The organism is Cryobacterium sp., assembly GCF_026786305.1.
Classification (GTDB): Bacteria; Actinomycetota; Actinomycetes; order Actinomycetales; family Microbacteriaceae; genus Cryobacterium.
In genome coordinates, this window is sequence record NZ_JAJAYI010000050.1 from 17,731 (window position 1) to 35,229 (window position 17,499).

Consider the following 17,499-nt stretch of genomic DNA (forward strand, 5'->3'; position numbering starts at 1 on the left):
ACCACCACTTAGGAAAAAACCTGATCATGAGCAAATTCACCCCCCTCAACATTGTTATTCTTGCCGGCGGAATCTCCCATGAACGCGATGTTTCGCTGCGCTCAGGGCGTCGGGTGGCGGATGCCCTCACCAACGAGGGCCACACCGTCACCGTGCTCGATCCCGGCGCAAACCTCCTCACGACCCTGACCGAGCGGGCCCCCGACCTGATCTGGCCTACACTGCACGGTGCCACCGGAGAAGATGGCGCACTGCTGTCCCTGCTCGAGACGACCGGCATCCCATTTCTTGGCTCACGCGGTCCCGCCGCCGCACTGGCCTGGAACAAAGCCACCGCCAAAGAGCTCGCACTCCGGGCGGGCTACGCCACTCCCCCCGCCATTGCCCTCTCCACCGAGACATTTCGGGACCTCGGCGCCACGAGCGTGCTCGAACACCTGATCAACGCGATTGGGCTGCCCCTCGTCGTTAAACCGGCCCAGGGCGGCTCCTCGCAGGGCGTCACGATCGTGCGCACCCCCGCCGACCTGCCACGCGCCATGGTTGACGCTTACACCTACGCCACTACCGCCCTCGTGGAGGCCCACATCGATGGCACCGAGGTCACGGTCGCCGTCATTGACATCGGCGCTGGTGCCACCGCCCTGCCCATTGTTGAAATCGTGCCCGTCGATGGCGTCTACAGCTTCGAGGCGCGTTACAACGCCGGAGAAACCGACTTTTACACGCCCGCGCGCCTCGACCAGGACGTCTCAGAGGCCGTCTCCAGCACCGCGGTCGCCATTCACACCCTCCTCGACCTGCGCCACCTGAGCCGTATTGACCTCATCGTTGACACCGCCGGCACCCCCTGGTTCCTTGAAGCCAATGTACTTCCTGGGCTCACCGAGACATCCCTCGTACCCCAGGCCATCGAGGCCGCCGACCAGACCCTCGGTGCTACCTATTCCGCCCTGGCTGCCCACGCCCGCACCACCCAGTAGTCTCACCGGTACCGTTTCACGTGAAACATCCGGTCTCACGCCGCTGGTTGAGCGTATCAAGATCACACTCGCACGACGATCTCGACGATTACCTCCAACCAGGCAATGTTTCACGTGAAACACGTGCACGCATACCGCTGATCACGGCGAACGAGACGACCGCTGCAGCTACAGTTACAGCTACGAAATAGACAGTGCGGTCGCGAGATTCGGGACCAACCAAGTGACGTTTCACGTGAAACATGCGGCAACGCGACATTGTCGGGGTTCAGTGAGACCGCAAACGCACGAATGCTTCGTCGAGATCAACAACCGAAGTAATGTTTCACGTGAAACACTGGCGCAATACGCGCCGGTCAGGACGCGCTGAAGCCCGGTTCACCAAGAACACCGAGGATACGATTCAAGTCGCCGATTGTTGCAAAATCCACTGTGATCTGGCCTTTTCGAGCGCCAAGACTAATTTTCACACGAGTATCGAGACGGTCACCGAGGTGTTCCGCGATCTCATCGAGATGCCCCTGGCGTCGTCCGGGAAGCGGCTTTGCCATAACGGGTTTGGGAACCGCCGTTGCCACGGCCTCAGCCGCTCGCACGGACAGATCCTCGTCCACGATCTTATCTGCCAGGCGCAACATGCCAGCCAAATCACCCACCGACAGGATCGCGCGCGCGTGTCCGGCCGAAAGAACGCCCGCCGCAACGCGCAGCTGCACCGGTTCCGGCAGTTTGAGCAGACGTAGCGTGTTGGTGATCTGGGGACGCGACCGACCGATCCGGGTCGCGAGTTCCTCTTGGGTGATGCCGAAGTCAGCGAGCAGCTGCTGATAAGCGGATGCTTCTTCGAGCGGGTTCAACTGGGCGCGATGCAGGTTCTCCAGCAGAGCGTCGCGCAGCATATCGACGTCGGCGGTTTCGCGCACTACCGCCGGAATGGTGTCGAGCCCGACCTCCCTGGTCGCTCGCAGGCGACGCTCGCCCATGACGAGTTCGAATTTGCCGGGCTCATCGAGTAATGGCCGTACAACAATGGGTTGCAGCACCCCAACTTCACGAATGCTGTGCACCAGTTCGGCGAGATCATCCTCGTCGAAAATAGTGCGGGGCTGTGCGCGGTTGGGAACGATGTCCTGCGGATTCAGGTGAGCCAGGCGGGCGCCGGGTACGGGCACAAGGTCGGGGGAGGCATCCGCTTCGATTGGAGCACCGCGCGGAAAAAAGACGTCGACCGGGCGGGGAGCCGAGGAGTCCTCCTGCACCGGAATGAGTGCGCCGATACCGCGGCCGAGACCGGTTCTTTTCGCCATTACTGCTGTTCTCCTGTTCGGGGTGCCCCACGATGGGCCATTTCTGCGGCTGCTTCGAGGTATGAGAGCGATCCTGCGGAGTTGAGGTCGTAACTAACGACGCTCTGACCGTAGCTGGGGGCCTCAGAAACGCGCACAGAACGCGGAATCGCCGTGTTTAAGACCTCTTGAGGAAAGTGATCGCGAACCTCCCTGGCAACCTGGGTCGCCAAATTGGTACGGCTGTCAAACATGGTCAACAGAATCGTCGACACCACGAGGTCAGGATTGAGGTGTTTCTCGATTAGAGCGATGTTCTTGAGCAGCTGACTCAGCCCCTCCAGCGCGTAGTACTCACACTGAATGGGAATGAGAACCTCGCGCGCAGCGACAAAGGCGTTGATGGTCAGCAGTCCGAGCGACGGCGGACAATCAATGAAGACGTAATCGTAGGGCTCGGCCATTTCGGCCAAATAGAGATCGAGGGCGCGGCGCAGGCGCTGTTCGCGCGCCACCAGCGACACGAGCTCAATCTCGGCACCGGCCAGGTGAATCGTCGCCGGTACGCAGAACAAGGCACCGAATTCGGGGCTCTTCTGCACGACTTCATCCATGGGCATGTCATTGATGATGACGTCGTAGACGCTCGGCGTCTCAGCCCGGTGCTCAACACCGAGGGCGGTTGAGGCGTTACCCTGCGGGTCGAGGTCAATGACCAGAACGCGCGCTCCTTGCCGGGCGAGGGCAGCGGCAAGGTTGACGGCGGTGGTGGTTTTACCGACCCCGCCCTTCTGGTTGGAGATCGTCAAGACCCGGGTCTTCTCGGGCTTGGGTAAATCGCCGGCCGCTATAACCTGGCGGCGACGAGTCAGCTCAGCGATTTCGCGGGCGAGCGGCGTTGTACCGTCAAACCCTGCCGCCTTGCCTACGCGCTGATTTTCAGCAGGATGTTTCACGTGAAACCTTTACGATCGACGGTTGATGAGCCACCCGAAAGGGACCCCCGAACACCATACCCGGTGACATTCGGGACTACTCCACTGTAGCCCGGATGACTCGGGTTACCTCGTTCAGCACGCCCGCGCCGAGGGTTATGACCTCAACATCGCGCAAGCGATAGTTGCGAATGGGCTTGGCCGCGGCCTCGATCTCACGCTGCGCACCCTCACCCTTCATTAGAATGAGCTCACCGCCGGAGCGCAGCAGGGGCGCCGTCAAAGGAATGAGCTTACGGAACGCACTCACCGCGCGGGCGGTGACCTGATCCAACGGATGCGCGAGGTGCGCCTCTTCAGCACGCGCCCGCACCACGCTCACGTTGGTGAGGTTCAGCGCAACAACCTGGTCGTTCAACCAGGCCACCCGGCGTTCCATGGGTTCGATCAGCACGAAGTTCACATCGGGCCGAGCAATGGCTAGCACCAGGCCGGGCAGGCCGGCTCCAGAACCAACGTCGCCAACGAGGCCGGGACGTAGAAGTGGTGCCACGATGGCGCAGTTGAGAATATGACGGGACCAGAGCCGGGGGAGTTCCAGTGGGCCAATCAGGCCCAGTATTTCGCCCTGATCAGCTAAATTGTTGGTAAAAGTACGAATGGCAGCGATCTGGGGACCAAAAAGGACGGCCGCGGTGGCCGGCTCAATTTCTAGCTCGACCGGCTCGGTCGCGACCTTGACTTCCGTGACAATCTCGACCGACGTGGGCTCAGGCACGTTCGAGGCGGGTACGCCGGATTGCGACATAACCGACGAGACTACGCTGCGGTGATGACGGTGTGACGGTCGCGACCCTCGCCGGAGGACTCGGACTGGTAACCGTCGCTGGCAGCGACGATGTCGTGTACGAGCTTGCGCTCGTAGGAAGACATGGCGGGCAGGTCGGCTTCGGCGGCGCCGGCTGCTATCCGCTCAATCGCGCGCGCCACGAGGGCGGCCAGTTCCGCTTCGCGCGCCTCGCGCGATCCGCCGATATCGAGGATCAGGCGCGAGAATGAACCCGTCTTGTTCTGCACGGCGAGGCGCGTCAGCTCCTGCAGGGCATTCACCGTTTCCGGCTTGGAGAGTGCACGCAGGTTGTCGGCGTCCGATGCCTTGACCGAGAGGTACGCGCGACCGTTGCGCGAATCGATGTCGATATCGCCGTCGAGGTCGCAGATATCGAGAAATTCTTCGATGTAGTCCGCGGCGATGTCGCCTTCACGCTCGAGCTGGTCGGTCGTGAGGGGAGCCTCGGCGACGCGACCCGTCCCGGGGGCGGCGGGGGAGGCATCCGTTCTCGGAACAGCAGTGGTGCTCGCGGTATCGGCGTCGACGGGGCGTGGCACGGTCGGCACTGCAGTGGGTACCTCGGTGCTTACCTGGGTGCTTACCTCGGTGCTTACCTCGGTGAGGCCGGTCTTATCCGTCACGGTGATCTCCACTACTTTTTCGGGCCGGTCTGCTTCTTGGCGCGAGCCTTACCGACCGGCTGCTGACGCTGTGCAGGCTTGGCCGGCTCGTCCACCACAATGATGTCACCATCAGTGGCGATGAGTTTGCCCTTACGGGCCATGCGCTCCTCGCGAGCCTTGGCGGCCTCACTGCCGGGCGTTGGCATGTTTCGAATCACCAGGAACTGCTGAATCATGGTCCAGAAGTTTGACGTGAGCCAGTAGAACATGACGCCGAGCGGAAACGCGACCCCGGAGAAGGCGAAGACGAGGGGGAGCAGGTAGAGCATGATGCGCTGCTGCTTGAACATAGGGCTCGCCTTGGTCTCCGGCGACATGTTTTTGGAGACGATCTGCAGCTGCGTGATGAACTGCGACGCGGTCATCAGCACGACCATGGTGGCGGCGATGATCATGACGGTCACGTTGAATGGCTGACCAGCGGTCCAGAGCGACCACTGTGAGGCGAAGGTGTCGTGCAGCGGCGCCTCACCAAACAGGGTGGCGTTACCGAAGCTGATCGCGAGGTCGCTGTTCAGTGGTCCCACGCCGGCCTTGGAGCGCTGGGCGTCGTTGAGCACCGAGAACAGGGCGAAGAAGATGGGCATCTGCAGCAACAGTGGCAGGCATGAACTCAGCGGGTTGGTACCCGTCTTCTTGTACATCGCCATGGTCTCGCGGGACATCGCCTCACGCGAGAACTGATCTTTCTTACCCTTGTACTTGTCCTGGATCTTTTTGAGTTGCGGGGCAACCTCCAGCATCCTGCGTTGGCTCTTGATCTGCCGCACGAAGATGGGAATCAGGGCGGCGCGCACCACAATGACCAGACCAACGATCGACAGAACCCAGGTGAGTCCATCGTTGTAACCCATTCCCAAGTTGGAAAAGAGCCAGTGGAAGGCCACGAGCAGCAGCTCGACCACCCATTTCAGAGGCCAGAGGATCGTACCTATGAGGTCCATACTGTGGGTTAGCCCTTTCCGTGGCTAGGTGCGACGACAAAACCGAACGACGTCACGAGGTAGCGACGCCTGCTTGCAAGAGGTACATCATCAATGCCGCCTTCAGACCACGGATGACAATGACTCAGTCTGCGGGCAGCAAGGACGCAGCCCCACGTTAGTCCGTGTTCCTGAACGGCCCCCAGTGCATAGGCCGAACAAGACGGGTAGAACCGGCACACGTCTCCGTACAGCGGAGAAATCACGGCGCGGTACACACGAAGAATCACCACACCCACGTTGCGGGGTACCAGGATAATCGTCGCGAGTATCGGGTTCATCGGCCGGCACTGCCCTTCCGTACCAAATGCGGGCGAGAGAGAGAACGTTGAACTTCATCGCGCAGTGTCTGCCACGCGGCATCGCGCGCCGCCGGCAAAGCGCGGACGATGACATCCGTTCCTGGTGGCACCAGGGAAAGCAGTTCGAACGTAACCGCCTTCAGGCGGCGGCGAACGAGATTGCGCCGCACGGCGTCACCCACATTCTTTGCGACAATGAAGCCGAAACGAACCGGAGCACCAACGGTGTCCACAGTCAGATCAGCATTCGTTCGGGCCTCGCTCTTTCGAACATAAAGAACGGTATGCGGACCAACGATCCGCACACCGCGCCGAACAACGCCTTGATAATCACTGCCGCTCGTGATGCGATTTACGTGAGCGAGCACGAGAACCTGGCGACCACGAGAACCTACGCGGAGAGTTCGGTGCGACCCTTGCGACGACGAGCACCGAGGATGGCTCGGCCCGCACGGGTGCGCATGCGCAGACGGAAGCCGTGCACCTTGGCGCGACGACGGTTGTTCGGCTGGAAGGTTCTCTTGCTCATAGTTCAATCTCCACGTATTTGAATCACCGCTGGCCAAGTTCCCCTCGGCCAGAACAGCAGCGCGCATAGAAGATGGAAGCCCGCGGGATGGGGTCAACTGATTAAAACTACGGCCTTGGCCACGTCTGGTCAAACTCAGGCCCCGAATCGGGTGATTCTCCACAATAATGACTCCAACGCAGGTACCAAACGGAGAAGGCGACGCCAGGACTGAATTCGCCCCGCTGAGTGGGATTGACTACCGTGAAGACAAGTTATCCACAGGTTGGTGTCATCAACCTGAGAATTCGGTCGATTTTATACACAAGCGGTGGATAACTTTAACGATGACCCTCGATACTCGCCCCCCCCGGGGCGGGCCCACGCATGAAAGTGAGTCGGTGTTCGACACCGGTACCGCGCGACCGGCCACTGCGGTTGAACAGTGAGAATCTGAAATACAGAGAGTGTAGGAACCATGGCAGACGTTGAAGCGCCGATAGCCCAGACCTGGCGGTCCGTTCTGACCACGTTGGAATCCGACGCCACGATCACGCCCATGCTCTACGGGTTTCTCAGTCTGGTCGAACCGAAAGGTATCGCCGCCGGCACCTTCTACCTCGAGGTTCCCAACGAGTTCACGGCCAGCATGCTCAATCAGCGGATGCGGGTTCCCCTGCTCACCGCGATGGGCCAGCTCGATGAGGCCACCGCGGTGTCGACCTTCTATGTGGTTGTAAATCCCGAGCTTGAGCAGGAGTCGTTGCGTCCGGTGCAACAAACGCTGACCCCACCCGACGTGATCACACCGGCCCCACCGCAATCGGTGTTCGAGGGGGTAGTTCCGGCTCAGCCCCACGAAACCCGGCTCAATCCCAAATACAGTTTTGATAACTTCGTGATCGGGCAGTCCAACCGATTCGCTCATGCGGCCGCCGTGGCCGTGGCCGAAGCGCCAGCCAAGGCTTACAACCCGCTGTTCATCTATGGATCCTCGGGGCTGGGGAAAACCCACCTCCTGCACGCGATCGGTCACTACGCCATGAGCCTGTACCCGGGCATTCGGGTACGTTATGTCAGCTCCGAAGAGTTCACCAATGACTTCATCAACTCCATCGCGAACAACCGCGGCTCGGCCTTTCAGGCGCGCTATCGAAATATCGACATTCTGATGATCGACGACATCCAGTTTCTGCAGAACAAAGCGGAAACGCAGGAGGCCTTCTTTCACACCTTCAATACACTGCACGACCACAACAAGCAGGTAGTCATCACGAGTGACCTGCCACCCAAACACCTCACCGGCTTCGAAGACCGCATGCGCAGCCGCTTCGAGTGGGGCCTGATCACGGATGTCCAGGCCCCCGACCTCGAGACTCGCATCGCGATTCTGCGCAAGAAGGCCCAGAGCGAAAAGCTGCAGGTGCCGCACGACATTCTTGAGTTCATGGCGTCGAAGGTCTCATCCAACATTCGCGAGCTGGAGGGAACCTTGATTCGGGTCACCGCGTTCGCGAGCCTGAATCGGACGCCCGTCGACATGGACCTGGTACAGACGGTACTCAAAGATCTCATCACCCTCGATGAGGACAATGTCATCGCGCCCGTCGATATCATCACCAACACGGCCAATTACTTCAAGCTGTCCGTCGATGATCTTTACGGCTCCAGTCGCTCACAAGCAATCGCCACGGCCAGGCAGATCGCCATGTATCTGTGCCGCGAACTCACCAACCTGTCTCTGCCCAAGATTGGCCAATTGTTCGGTAACCGCGATCATACGACCGTTATGTATGCCAATAAGAAGATCAGTGAGCTCATGAAGGAGCGACGCTCCATCTACAACCAGGTCACCGAATTGACCAACCGCATCAAGCAGGACCACCGCTACAAGTAAGACCCAGCACGCACGGCAGCAGCAGAATTCGTGATTCCTGCGGAATTTTCGGGCCAATTTGCCGTGGTTCAATCCGGAGGGATCAAAATTTTTTCAGTTTTCACACCTGTGGATAACCCTGTGGAATTAACTCACACAACGTCACCGTCTCTGTAGAAACTCGGCGCCCGCCTGTAGAAACGTGCCATTGCACCGGGTTCGCCCCGCTCCGACGATTGACAAATTTGCACAACTCACCCACAACTTACAAACGTGTAGTTCCCAATGCAGGGGCGGTTTTCACAGAGTTATCCACAGATTCCACAACGGTTAAGAAGATTAACAAGAATTCTCTAACTGGATCCAACCGACAACCTCGAGTGCCAGGGCCCTCACCTCGGCCCGGTACCGAACCGACCGGTGAAGACAGCTAGCATTGAGGCCCACCCATCCGCTGCAAACGCTAAGGAATGACATCGTGAGATTTCAGGCACATCGGGATGTCTTCAGCGAAGCCGTTTCCTTCGCGGTCAAGCTTCTGCCCCAACGCACGACCCTCCCGATCCTCAGTGGTGTGCTCATAGAAGCCACCGCCACGGGCTTGATCCTGTCGTCATTCGACTATGAGGTCTCCGCTCAAACCGAGATTGTGGCGGAAGTCGAAGAGGTCGGCAGAGTTCTGGTCTCCGGCCGTTTGCTCGCTGAAATTGCCAGCCGCCTGCCGAACGCTCCGGTACGTTTTTCCACCGAAAATTCACGAATCAAGGTCAGCTGTGGATCCGCGAGCTTCACCCTGCTGTCTATGCCGGTTGAGGAATATCCAAGCATTCCCCAGGTCAGCACCCAATCCGGGCTCGTGCCGGCCGAGGAATTCGCCGCCGCTGTCGCTCAGGTCGCCGTCGCCGCGTCGCGGGATGACGTCACGCCCGTCATTACCGGCGTACAGCTTGCGGTCACGGAAAACAGCCTGAGCCTGGTCGCCACTGACCGCTACCGCGTCGCGGTTCGGGAAATCGATTGGGATCCGGGGAGCACCACCGCCGAGGGCACGATTACAGCGCTCGTGCCGGCTCGTACCCTGCAGGAAGTCGGCAAGACATTCGGTCACAGCGGAACGATCTCCGTGTCGATCACCAACAGCGAGGACCGTGAACTCATCGCGTTCACCGCCAACAAAAAGACCGTCACCTCGCTGCTGATCAAGGGTAATTTTCCCCCGGTTCGCCGTTTGTTCCCCGCCACCGTCGACAACTACGCGGTGATGAATACAGCCGATCTGATCGAAGCCACCCGGCGCGTGCAGCTCGTGCTGGAACGAGAAGCTGCCCTCCGTTTCACCTTTACCACCGACGGGGTCACCCTTGAAGCGGTTGGTTCCGAGCAGGCACAGGCTTCGGAAACCATCGATGCCATTCTCTCCGGCACCGAGACCGTCGTCTCACTGAAGCCGCAATTTCTGCTCGACGGGCTGAGCGCTGTGCACTCCGAATTCGTGCGCATCTCGTTCACGAAAACGGAAAACCCGAACAAGCCAGGGCCGGTTTTGATCACGAGCCAGACGTCGCGCGAGCAGGCCGGAGTGGACAGCTACAAGTACCTGCTTCAGCCCAACCTGCTGCTGCGCTAACGCTGGTGCGGGTTACCCACCTCTCACTGACCGACTTTCGTAACTATGCGAACGCCGAAGTCGGGTTCGTTCCGGGTCCGAACCTCATCGTCGGACGTAATGGTCAGGGCAAGACCAACCTGGTCGAGGCGCTCGGTTTTCTCAGTACGCTCGGTTCGCATCGAGTTTCCAACGACAAGGCCATGATTCGGGCCGGCCAGGGGGCCGGAATCATTCGAGCCCGGCTCGAGTACAACGGCCGGGACATCCTCACCGAGGTACAGCTGAACCGCACCGGGCAGAACCGGGCACAGGTCAATAGATCCGTTATCAAAACCCGCGATCTTCCCCGTTATTTCTCCAGCGTGGTATTCGCGCCGGAGGACCTTTCTCTGGTGCGCGGCGATCCCTCGGGCCGCCGCAAGTTTCTCGATCAACTGCTGGTCCTACGCAGCCCGCGGCTCGCCGCCGTTCTGAGCGATTATGACCGGGTGCTCAAACAGCGCAATACCCTGCTGAAGTCAGCTCGTGCCTCCGGAGCGCGTGGCAACCAGCTCTCAACACTCGATATCTGGGACGAACGACTGGTGGAGTTCGGCTCGGAGATCATCGACGAACGCGCCAAGCTCGTTTCGTTGCTCGGTGAACCGCTCCGCGCGGCCTATCGGGCCGTGGTGAATGAGGATCACGGACCGGTGCTGGTGGCGAGCCTGAGCATTCTCGGTGCCGACGAGGACACCGATCTCGGCGTGGACGGTGCCATCGCGGCCACCGTCGCGACCGACTCGGTGGAGTCAGCTACCACTGAGATTTTTCGCACGGCCCTCGCCGGGCTGCGCAAACGTGAGTTGGAACGGGGTATCACCCTGGCCGGCCCGCACCGGGATGACCTGGTCTTCATGCTCAATGCCTTACCGGCCAAGGGCTATGCCAGCCACGGGGAATCCTGGTCATTCGCGCTGGCGCTGAAACTCGCATCCGCTCAGCTTTTACGGCAGGATTCGGCCAGTGGTGACCCGGTGTTGATTCTTGACGATGTGTTTGCCGAACTGGATCTGGACCGTCGAACCCGGTTGGCCGCTGCGATTGGGTCGTTCGAGCAGGTCTTAATTACGGCCGCCGTACTCGACGATGTTCCGCGGGCGCTCGTCGCGCACACGATTCACATTCACGCTGGAGCGGTCGTTGATGGCTGACGAAAATGTTCCACGTGAAACAACCGAGGCGTATGATCCGCTGGAATCCAATACCAGCGAAGCGGCCCGGGTCTACCTGCGGTTTAAGAGCATTTTTGGCGATCCAAACGCACGACGTTCGCGCGGCCGCAAGCGGATTGCGCCGGTCGCCGGCTCCAGTGTTCCGTTCGGCAGCGGGCGCGACCCGCGACGTCTCGGCGACACCATCAACTCGCTCACCACGCAGCTCGGCTGGAATTCGCCACTGGCCCAGTCAGAACTTCTCTCGTCCTGGGCGGAGTTAGCCGGAGACGAAACCGCCAACCATTCAACGCCGGCCGGCATCGATGACGGTGTGCTCACCGTGCACTGTGAGTCCACCGCCTGGGCCACCCAGTTGCGTCTAATGCGCAACGTCATCATGGAACACATCGCGAATCGCTACCCAGACGCGGGCATCCAATCGATTCGTTTCCAAGGGCCCAACGCTCCATCCTGGAAAAAGGGTCCTAGATCAATCCCAGGGCGGGGTCCACGCGATACCTACGGGTAACCCAACAATTTAGGTCAACCCCGTGAACAAAACGCGTCAAACGGCGATTATGGCCGGTTCGTCTCCCCCCGTTTGGTAGACTAAAGGGTCGCCCGTGCGATGGTCAGGAGCCTAATTTCAGATGACAGTTGAACCGACGCCCGAGCGCACGTCACCAGATATATCCTCAAACGAGGCGGAGCGGGAGACGGAGCACGAGTACGGTGCCGACGATATCCAGGTGCTTGAAGGCCTGGAAGCCGTTCGCAAACGACCCGGTATGTACATCGGGTCCACTGGACCTCGCGGACTGCATCACCTCGTCTACGAGATCGTCGACAACTCCGTCGACGAGGCTCTCGCGGGGCACTGCGACACCATCGACATTCGTATTCTTGCCGACGGCGCGATACGCGTCGAAGACAACGGCCGGGGAATTCCGGTCGACATTCACAAGGCTGAGGGACGGTCGACCGTTGAGGTAGTCCTGACCGTGCTGCACGCCGGCGGTAAATTCGGCGGTGGCGGCTATTCCGTCTCCGGTGGGCTCCACGGCGTGGGAAGTTCCGTCGTCAACGCCCTGTCCAGTCGCCTCGAGGTCGAGGTTCGCCGGCAGGGTTCTATTTGGCGGCAGAGTTTCGCCAACGGTGTTCCAAACGCCCCCCTGGAACAGGGCGAAGCGAACGATGAAACCGGCACGACCATCACCTTCTGGCCGAGTGCGGAAACGTTCGAGACGATCGAATTCGACTACGAAACGCTGCGCGCGCGCTTTCAGCAGATGGGTTTTCTCAATAAAGGACTGCGCCTCACCCTCACCGACGAGCGTGAAGCCAAACGCACCGACGAGGGCAAAGCCGTCAGCAACACCTTCAAATACGACCAGGGGCTCGTCGACTACGTCGAATACCTGAACCGCGCCAAGAAGACCGACCTGGTCAACGATGAGATTATCTCGTTCGAGTGGGAAGACAACGAACGCAAAATGGCGCTCGAAGTCGCCATGCAGTGGACCACCGCATACACCGAGAGTGTGCACACCTACGCGAATACGATCAATACGCACGAGGGTGGCACTCATGAAGAGGGTTTTCGGGCCGCGCTGACCACGCTCGTGAACAAGTATGCCCGCGAGAAAGGCATCCTGAAAGAGAAGGATGACAACCTCACTGGCGACGACGTGCGCGAGGGACTGACCGCGGTCGTATCGATCAAACTCGCTGAACCGCAGTTCGAAGGCCAGACCAAGACCAAGCTCGGCAACACCGAAGCGAAGTCATTCGTGCAGAAGGTCGCCAACGACCAGCTCACCGACTGGTTCAACCGCAACCCGAACCCGGCCCGCGAAATCATCCGCAAGTCCCTGCAGGCCTCGAACGCCCGCATGGCAGCCCGTAAAGCCCGCGAAACCGCGCGCCGCAAAGGACTTCTCGAGGGTGGCGGCATGCCCGGCAAACTCAAGGATTGCCAGAGCAAAGACCCCTCGATCTCCGAAATCTTCATCGTAGAGGGCGACTCGGCCGGCGGCTCTGCCGTGCAGGGCCGTAACCCCGAAACCCAGGCGATTCTGCCCCTACGCGGCAAGATCCTCAATGTCGAGAAAGCACGGCTCGACCGTGCCCTCGGTAACAACGAGGTGCAGGCCATGATCACGGCTTTCGGCGCTGGCATTGGCGAAGAGTTCAACCCCGACAAGGTTCGGTACCACAAGATCGTTTTGATGGCCGACGCCGATGTCGACGGCCAGCACATCACGACACTGTTGCTGACCCTCCTGTTCCGATACATGCGCCCGCTGATCGATCTCGGCTATGTGTACCTGGCCCAGCCGCCGCTGTACCGGCTTAAATGGACCAACTCGCCGCACCAGTACGTGTACTCCGACGCCGAGCGGGACGCGCTCCTCGCCGATGGTGCCACCGCTGGCAAACGAATTCCGAAAGACAACGGGATCCAGCGCTACAAGGGCCTCGGCGAGATGGACTACAAGGAGCTGTGGGAAACCACCATGGCCCCCGAATCCCGTACCCTGCTGCAGGTCACCCTGGACGACGCGGCATCCGCCGACGAAATCTTCTCCACCCTGATGGGTGAAGACGTCGAATCACGACGCAACTTCATCCAGAAAAACGCGAAGGACGTGCGTTTCCTTGACATCTGACGACACCACGGGCAAGTCCGACGGGGTCAACCCCGAAGTGGCGGCCGAGAATGCGGCTGCTGCGGCAGCCCACCTCGTACAGCACGGCAAAATCGACCAGGTCGATCTGCAGCTGGAGATGCAACGCTCCTACCTCGACTACGCGATGAGCGTGATTGTCGGTCGCGCGCTGCCCGACGTGCGTGACGGCATGAAGCCGGTGCACCGTCGCGTGATCTACGCCATGTTCGACGGAGGCTACCGGCCAGACAAGGCATTCTCCAAGTGTGCCCGCGTCGTCGGTGACGTGATGGGTCAGTTCCACCCGCACGGTGACTCCTCGATCTATGACGCGCTCGTGCGTCTCGTGCAGCCGTGGAGCCTGCGGTATCCGCTCGCCCTCGGCCAGGGTAACTTCGGTTCTCCCGGCAACGACGGTGCTGCCGCCCCGCGATACACCGAAACGAAGATGGCCCCGCTCGCCCTCGAAATGGTGCGCGACATCGACGAGGATACCGTCGATTTTCAGGACAACTATGACGGTCGCACCCTCGAGCCGACGGTGCTGCCGGCCCGTTTTCCGAACTTACTGGTCAACGGCTCGGTTGGTATCGCTGTCGGCATGGCCACCAATATTCCGCCGCACAACCTGCGTGAGGTAGCTGCGGGCGCCCAGTGGTACCTCGAAAACCCCGACGCGACCCGCGACGAACTGCTCGATGCGCTCATTGTTCGCATCAAGGGACCCGACTTTCCCACCGGAGCGCAAATTCTGGGCATCAAGGGCATTCAGGATGCCTACCGTACCGGCCGAGGCTCCATCACGATGCGGGCCGTCGTCAGCATCGAAGAGATTCAGGGCCGCACCTGTCTCGTCATCACCGAGCTCCCCTACCAGGTGAACCCCGACAACCTCGCCATCAAGATCGCCGACCTGGTCAAGGACGCCAAGATTGCCGGCATCGCGGACATCCGCGATGAGACCAGTGGTCGCACCGGCCAGCGCCTCGTGATCGTGCTCAAGCGCGATGCCGTCGCCAAGGTCGTGCTGAACAACCTCTACAAGCACACCCAGCTGCAAGAGAACTTTGGCGCGAACATGCTCGCCATCGTCGACGGCGTGCCCCGCACGCTCGCCCTCGACGGCTTCATCTCTGCCTGGGTCGCGCACCAGATCGAGGTCATCGTTCGGCGCACCCAATTTCGACTGAACAAGGCCGAAGCGGATGCCCACATTCTGCGCGGCTATCTCAAGGCGCTCGACGCCCTCGATGAAGTGATCGCGCTCATCCGTCGGTCCAACACCGTCGACGACGCCCGCGAAGGCCTCATGGCCCTGCTCGACGTGGACAAACTGCAGGCCGACGCCATTCTCACCATGCAACTGCGTCGCCTCGCCGCACTCGAGCGTCAGAAGATCATCGACCAGGCCGCCGAACTGGAACTGCAGATCGCGGAATTCAAGTCGATTCTGGCCAGCCCCGAACGTCAGCGCACGATCATCAGCGACGAACTCGCCGAGATCACTGCGAAGTTCGGCGACGACCGCCGCACCGAGATCATGTTCGGTTTCGACGGCGATATGTCAATCGAAGACCTTATTCCCGAAGAGGAGATGGTGGTCACTGTCACTCGCGGCGGCTACATCAAGCGCACCCGCAGCGACAACTACCGCAACCAGCACCGCGGCGGCAAGGGCGTCAAGGGGGCCCAGCTGCGAGCAGACGACGTGGTCGAACACTTCTTCGTGACCACGACGCACCACTGGCTGCTGTTCTTCACCAACACCGGCCGGGTCTACCGGGCCAAGGCGTACGAGGCGCAGGAATCCGGCCGTGACGCGAAGGGCCAGCACGTCGCTAACCTGCTCGCCCTGCAGCCGGGTGAAGAAATCGCGCAGATTCTCGATATTCGCGACTACGAGGTGGCCCAGTATCTGACCCTCGCCACCCGCGACGGCCTGATCAAGAAGACCGCGCTCCGCGAATACGACACCAACCGTACCGGTGGCATCATCGCCATCAAGCTGCGCGAGGGCGACGAACTCGTCTCCGCACTGCTGGTCGAAGATGATTCCGATCTGCTGCTGGTCTCCCGCAAGGGCATGTCCATTCGCTTCACCGCCACCGACGAAGCCTTACGCCCGATGGGTCGCAGCACCTCCGGCGTGATCGGAATGCACTTCCGCGGCGACGACACCCTGCTCGACGCATCCGTTATCAATGACGACGGATTTGTGTTCGTGGTCACCGAGGGCGGTTACGCCAAGCGCACCGCCGCTGACCAGTACCGGCTGCAGAATCGGGGCGGTCTGGGCATCAAGGTAGCCAAACTCAACGACGACCGCGGCGATTTGGTCGGCTCGTTGATTGTGAACCCCGAGGACGAGGTCCTTGTGGTTCTTGCCAGCGGCAAGGTGGTACGCTCTGACGTCTCTGAGGTTCCGGCCAAGGGTCGGGACACGATGGGCGTTGTGTTCGCTAAGTTTGCGGATGAAGACAGAATCATTTCCATCGCGAAAAATATCGAACGTAATCTGGTCGCCACCGACGAAGAGGGTGTAACGGATATCGATGCACCGGTTGGTGCCGCCGACACCAGTGCTGCAGAGGGCGCTGTTCCGAACGCTGATTCAGGAAAGTAGAGTCACCGAATGACTAGCGTTGCCGAAAAGCTCGCCAAGAAGTCCACTCGCAAAACTGCGAGCAAGCAGGTTCGTCTCAAACTGGTCTACGTCGACTTCTGGTCGAGCGTGAAATTGTCTTTTCTGGTGGCGGTGTGCCTCGCCATCGTCACGATCGTGGCGACCTTTCTCACCTACACGGTGCTCGTGCAGACCGAGGTGCTGACCAAGGTCGAGGATCTGTATGCCACGGTGGCGGGTGAATCGGCCAACCTGGCCACCATTCTCTCCATCGGCAACGTCATGGGATTCGCGGTCGTTGTGGCCGTGCTGAACATGGTTGTGATCACCGCCCTCGGCGCCATTTACGCCGTGCTGTACAACTTGAGCGTCAAAATCACCGGCGGCCTACTTGTCGGGTTCACCAACGACTAACCGAAGAACCGGTGTTCTCTGTGCTCGATCGAGGGCTGTTTCTCCCGGGAAACAGCTCTCCCAGCCTGAATGCGAGTATCTTCTCCACCGGAGGGCGACTCGATTTCAGGTTCCGGCCAGATTCCGGTAGTCTTCAATCTGCCCACGAGGGGGATATAGCTCAGTTGGTTAGAGCGCTTCACTGATAATGAAGAGGTCCCAGGTTCAAATCCCGGTATCCCCACGCAGCACCAGCTTCATTCCGATCTCAGCGTTCGCGCTGAGAAGTCGGCCTCAGGGATCGGCCTGAGAAATCGGGGCCATAGCTCAATTGGTAGAGCGCCTGCTTTGCAAGCAGGAGGTCCGGGGTTCGATTCCCCGTGGCTCCACACTTCATGTACCAGGCCCGTTGTTGGACGGGCCTTTTTTGTATACCCGCGCGCAGGTGACGCGTGGCGGGAGCGGCATCCGCTGATATGGCGTTGTGTGCAGCGCCAATCGGCCGGTGTCGAACCGAGCCTCCGTTAACGTGGCCGGGCCCCCCTCCATCGGGTGCGGGGCCGGCCCCCCGCGGGGGGGGGGGTTGGTGGCCGAGTGTTGCTGCGGCGTGGGCGCTTGGGC

16 protein-coding genes and 2 tRNA genes are annotated in these 17,499 nt (G+C 60.4%); 10 read left to right on the forward strand and 8 right to left on the reverse strand.

The features are described 5' to 3' along the window. The first annotated feature begins 26 nt into the window (after positions 1 to 26). A complete protein-coding gene (locus tag LH475_RS05295) occupies positions 27 to 983 on the forward strand; it encodes a D-alanine--D-alanine ligase (RefSeq protein WP_297413055.1) in 957 nt (318 codons plus the stop codon). Positions 984 to 1,339: 356 nt separating this feature from the next. Here LH475_RS05295 and LH475_RS05300 read toward each other — a convergent pair whose 3' ends face one another. The 8 genes from LH475_RS05300 to rpmH all read right to left on the reverse strand — a co-directional run bounded on the left by LH475_RS05300 (position 1,340) and on the right by rpmH (position 6,533). Then, on the reverse strand, positions 1,340 to 2,290 hold the full coding sequence (locus LH475_RS05300) for a ParB/RepB/Spo0J family partition protein (RefSeq protein WP_196842936.1): 951 nt from the start codon (positions 2,288 to 2,290) through the stop codon (positions 1,340 to 1,342). After that, positions 2,290 to 3,225: a ParA family protein gene (locus tag LH475_RS05305; RefSeq protein WP_196842935.1), complete on the reverse strand. Its 936-nt coding sequence runs from the start codon at positions 3,223 to 3,225 to the stop codon at positions 2,290 to 2,292. Before LH475_RS05305 ends, LH475_RS05300 begins: the two co-directional genes overlap by 1 nt. A gap of 76 nt (positions 3,226 to 3,301) precedes the next feature. After that, complete coding sequence (gene rsmG, locus LH475_RS05310; protein ID WP_196842934.1) at positions 3,302 to 4,012, reverse strand: 16S rRNA (guanine(527)-N(7))-methyltransferase RsmG; 711 nt, start codon at positions 4,010 to 4,012, stop codon at positions 3,302 to 3,304. An 11-nt stretch (positions 4,013 to 4,023) separates the two neighbouring features. Continuing rightward, positions 4,024 to 4,677, reverse strand: a complete 654-nt coding sequence (locus tag LH475_RS05315) for a R3H domain-containing nucleic acid-binding protein (RefSeq protein WP_297413056.1) — start codon at positions 4,675 to 4,677, stop codon at positions 4,024 to 4,026. A gap of 11 nt (positions 4,678 to 4,688) precedes the next feature. Next, positions 4,689 to 5,663, reverse strand: coding sequence for a membrane protein insertase YidC (yidC, locus tag LH475_RS05320; RefSeq protein WP_196842933.1), 975 nt, complete (start codon positions 5,661 to 5,663; stop codon positions 4,689 to 4,691). Positions 5,664 to 5,671: 8 nt separating this feature from the next. Continuing rightward, entirely contained in the window at positions 5,672 to 5,983 is a 312-nt protein-coding gene (yidD, locus tag LH475_RS05325) for a membrane protein insertion efficiency factor YidD (RefSeq protein ID WP_196842932.1), read from the reverse strand. After that, positions 5,980 to 6,372, reverse strand: coding sequence for a ribonuclease P protein component (gene rnpA, locus LH475_RS05330; RefSeq protein WP_196842931.1), 393 nt, complete (start codon positions 6,370 to 6,372; stop codon positions 5,980 to 5,982). The genes yidD and rnpA overlap by 4 nt, the downstream gene beginning before the upstream one ends. Before the next feature lie 23 nt (positions 6,373 to 6,395). Beyond that, a complete protein-coding gene (gene rpmH / locus LH475_RS05335) occupies positions 6,396 to 6,533 on the reverse strand; it encodes a 50S ribosomal protein L34 (protein WP_010204566.1) in 138 nt (45 codons plus the stop codon). A 457-nt stretch (positions 6,534 to 6,990) separates the two neighbouring features. On the opposite strand from rpmH, the gene dnaA reads away from it, so the two are divergent. The 9 genes from dnaA (at position 6,991) to LH475_RS05380 (ending at position 17,267) form a co-directional block, all read left to right on the forward strand. Beyond that, a complete protein-coding gene (gene dnaA, locus LH475_RS05340) occupies positions 6,991 to 8,409 on the forward strand; it encodes a chromosomal replication initiator protein DnaA (protein ID WP_196842930.1) in 1,419 nt (472 codons plus the stop codon). Positions 8,410 to 8,866: 457 nt separating this feature from the next. Continuing rightward, complete coding sequence (gene dnaN / locus LH475_RS05345) at positions 8,867 to 10,015, forward strand: DNA polymerase III subunit beta (RefSeq protein WP_196842929.1); 1,149 nt, start codon at positions 8,867 to 8,869, stop codon at positions 10,013 to 10,015. A 5-nt stretch (positions 10,016 to 10,020) separates the two neighbouring features. Next, positions 10,021 to 11,190 carry a DNA replication/repair protein RecF gene (gene recF / locus LH475_RS05350; protein ID WP_297413057.1) on the forward strand — a complete coding sequence of 390 codons (1,170 nt, stop codon included), beginning with the start codon at positions 10,021 to 10,023 and terminating at the stop codon, positions 11,188 to 11,190. After that, entirely contained in the window at positions 11,183 to 11,722 is a 540-nt protein-coding gene (locus LH475_RS05355) for a DciA family protein (protein WP_196842927.1), read from the forward strand. The genes recF and LH475_RS05355 overlap by 8 nt, the downstream gene beginning before the upstream one ends. A 121-nt stretch (positions 11,723 to 11,843) precedes the next feature. Further along, positions 11,844 to 13,862 (forward strand): DNA topoisomerase (ATP-hydrolyzing) subunit B, encoded by a 2,019-nt coding sequence (gene gyrB, locus LH475_RS05360; protein ID WP_196842926.1) that lies wholly within the window; start codon positions 11,844 to 11,846, stop codon positions 13,860 to 13,862. 37 nt (positions 13,863 to 13,899) lie between these two features. Further along, positions 13,900 to 16,485 carry a DNA gyrase subunit A gene (gyrA, locus tag LH475_RS05365; protein ID WP_297413058.1) on the forward strand — a complete coding sequence of 862 codons (2,586 nt, stop codon included), beginning with the start codon at positions 13,900 to 13,902 and terminating at the stop codon, positions 16,483 to 16,485. Between the two features lie 9 nt (positions 16,486 to 16,494). After that, positions 16,495 to 16,899, forward strand: a complete 405-nt coding sequence (locus LH475_RS05370) for a DUF3566 domain-containing protein (RefSeq protein WP_196842924.1) — start codon at positions 16,495 to 16,497, stop codon at positions 16,897 to 16,899. Positions 16,900 to 17,048: 149 nt separating this feature from the next. After that, positions 17,049 to 17,122 (forward strand) — tRNA-Ile (locus LH475_RS05375). A gap of 72 nt (positions 17,123 to 17,194) precedes the next feature. Further along, positions 17,195 to 17,267: transfer RNA gene (locus LH475_RS05380), tRNA-Ala, on the forward strand. Positions 17,268 to 17,499: the final 232 nt, after the last annotated feature.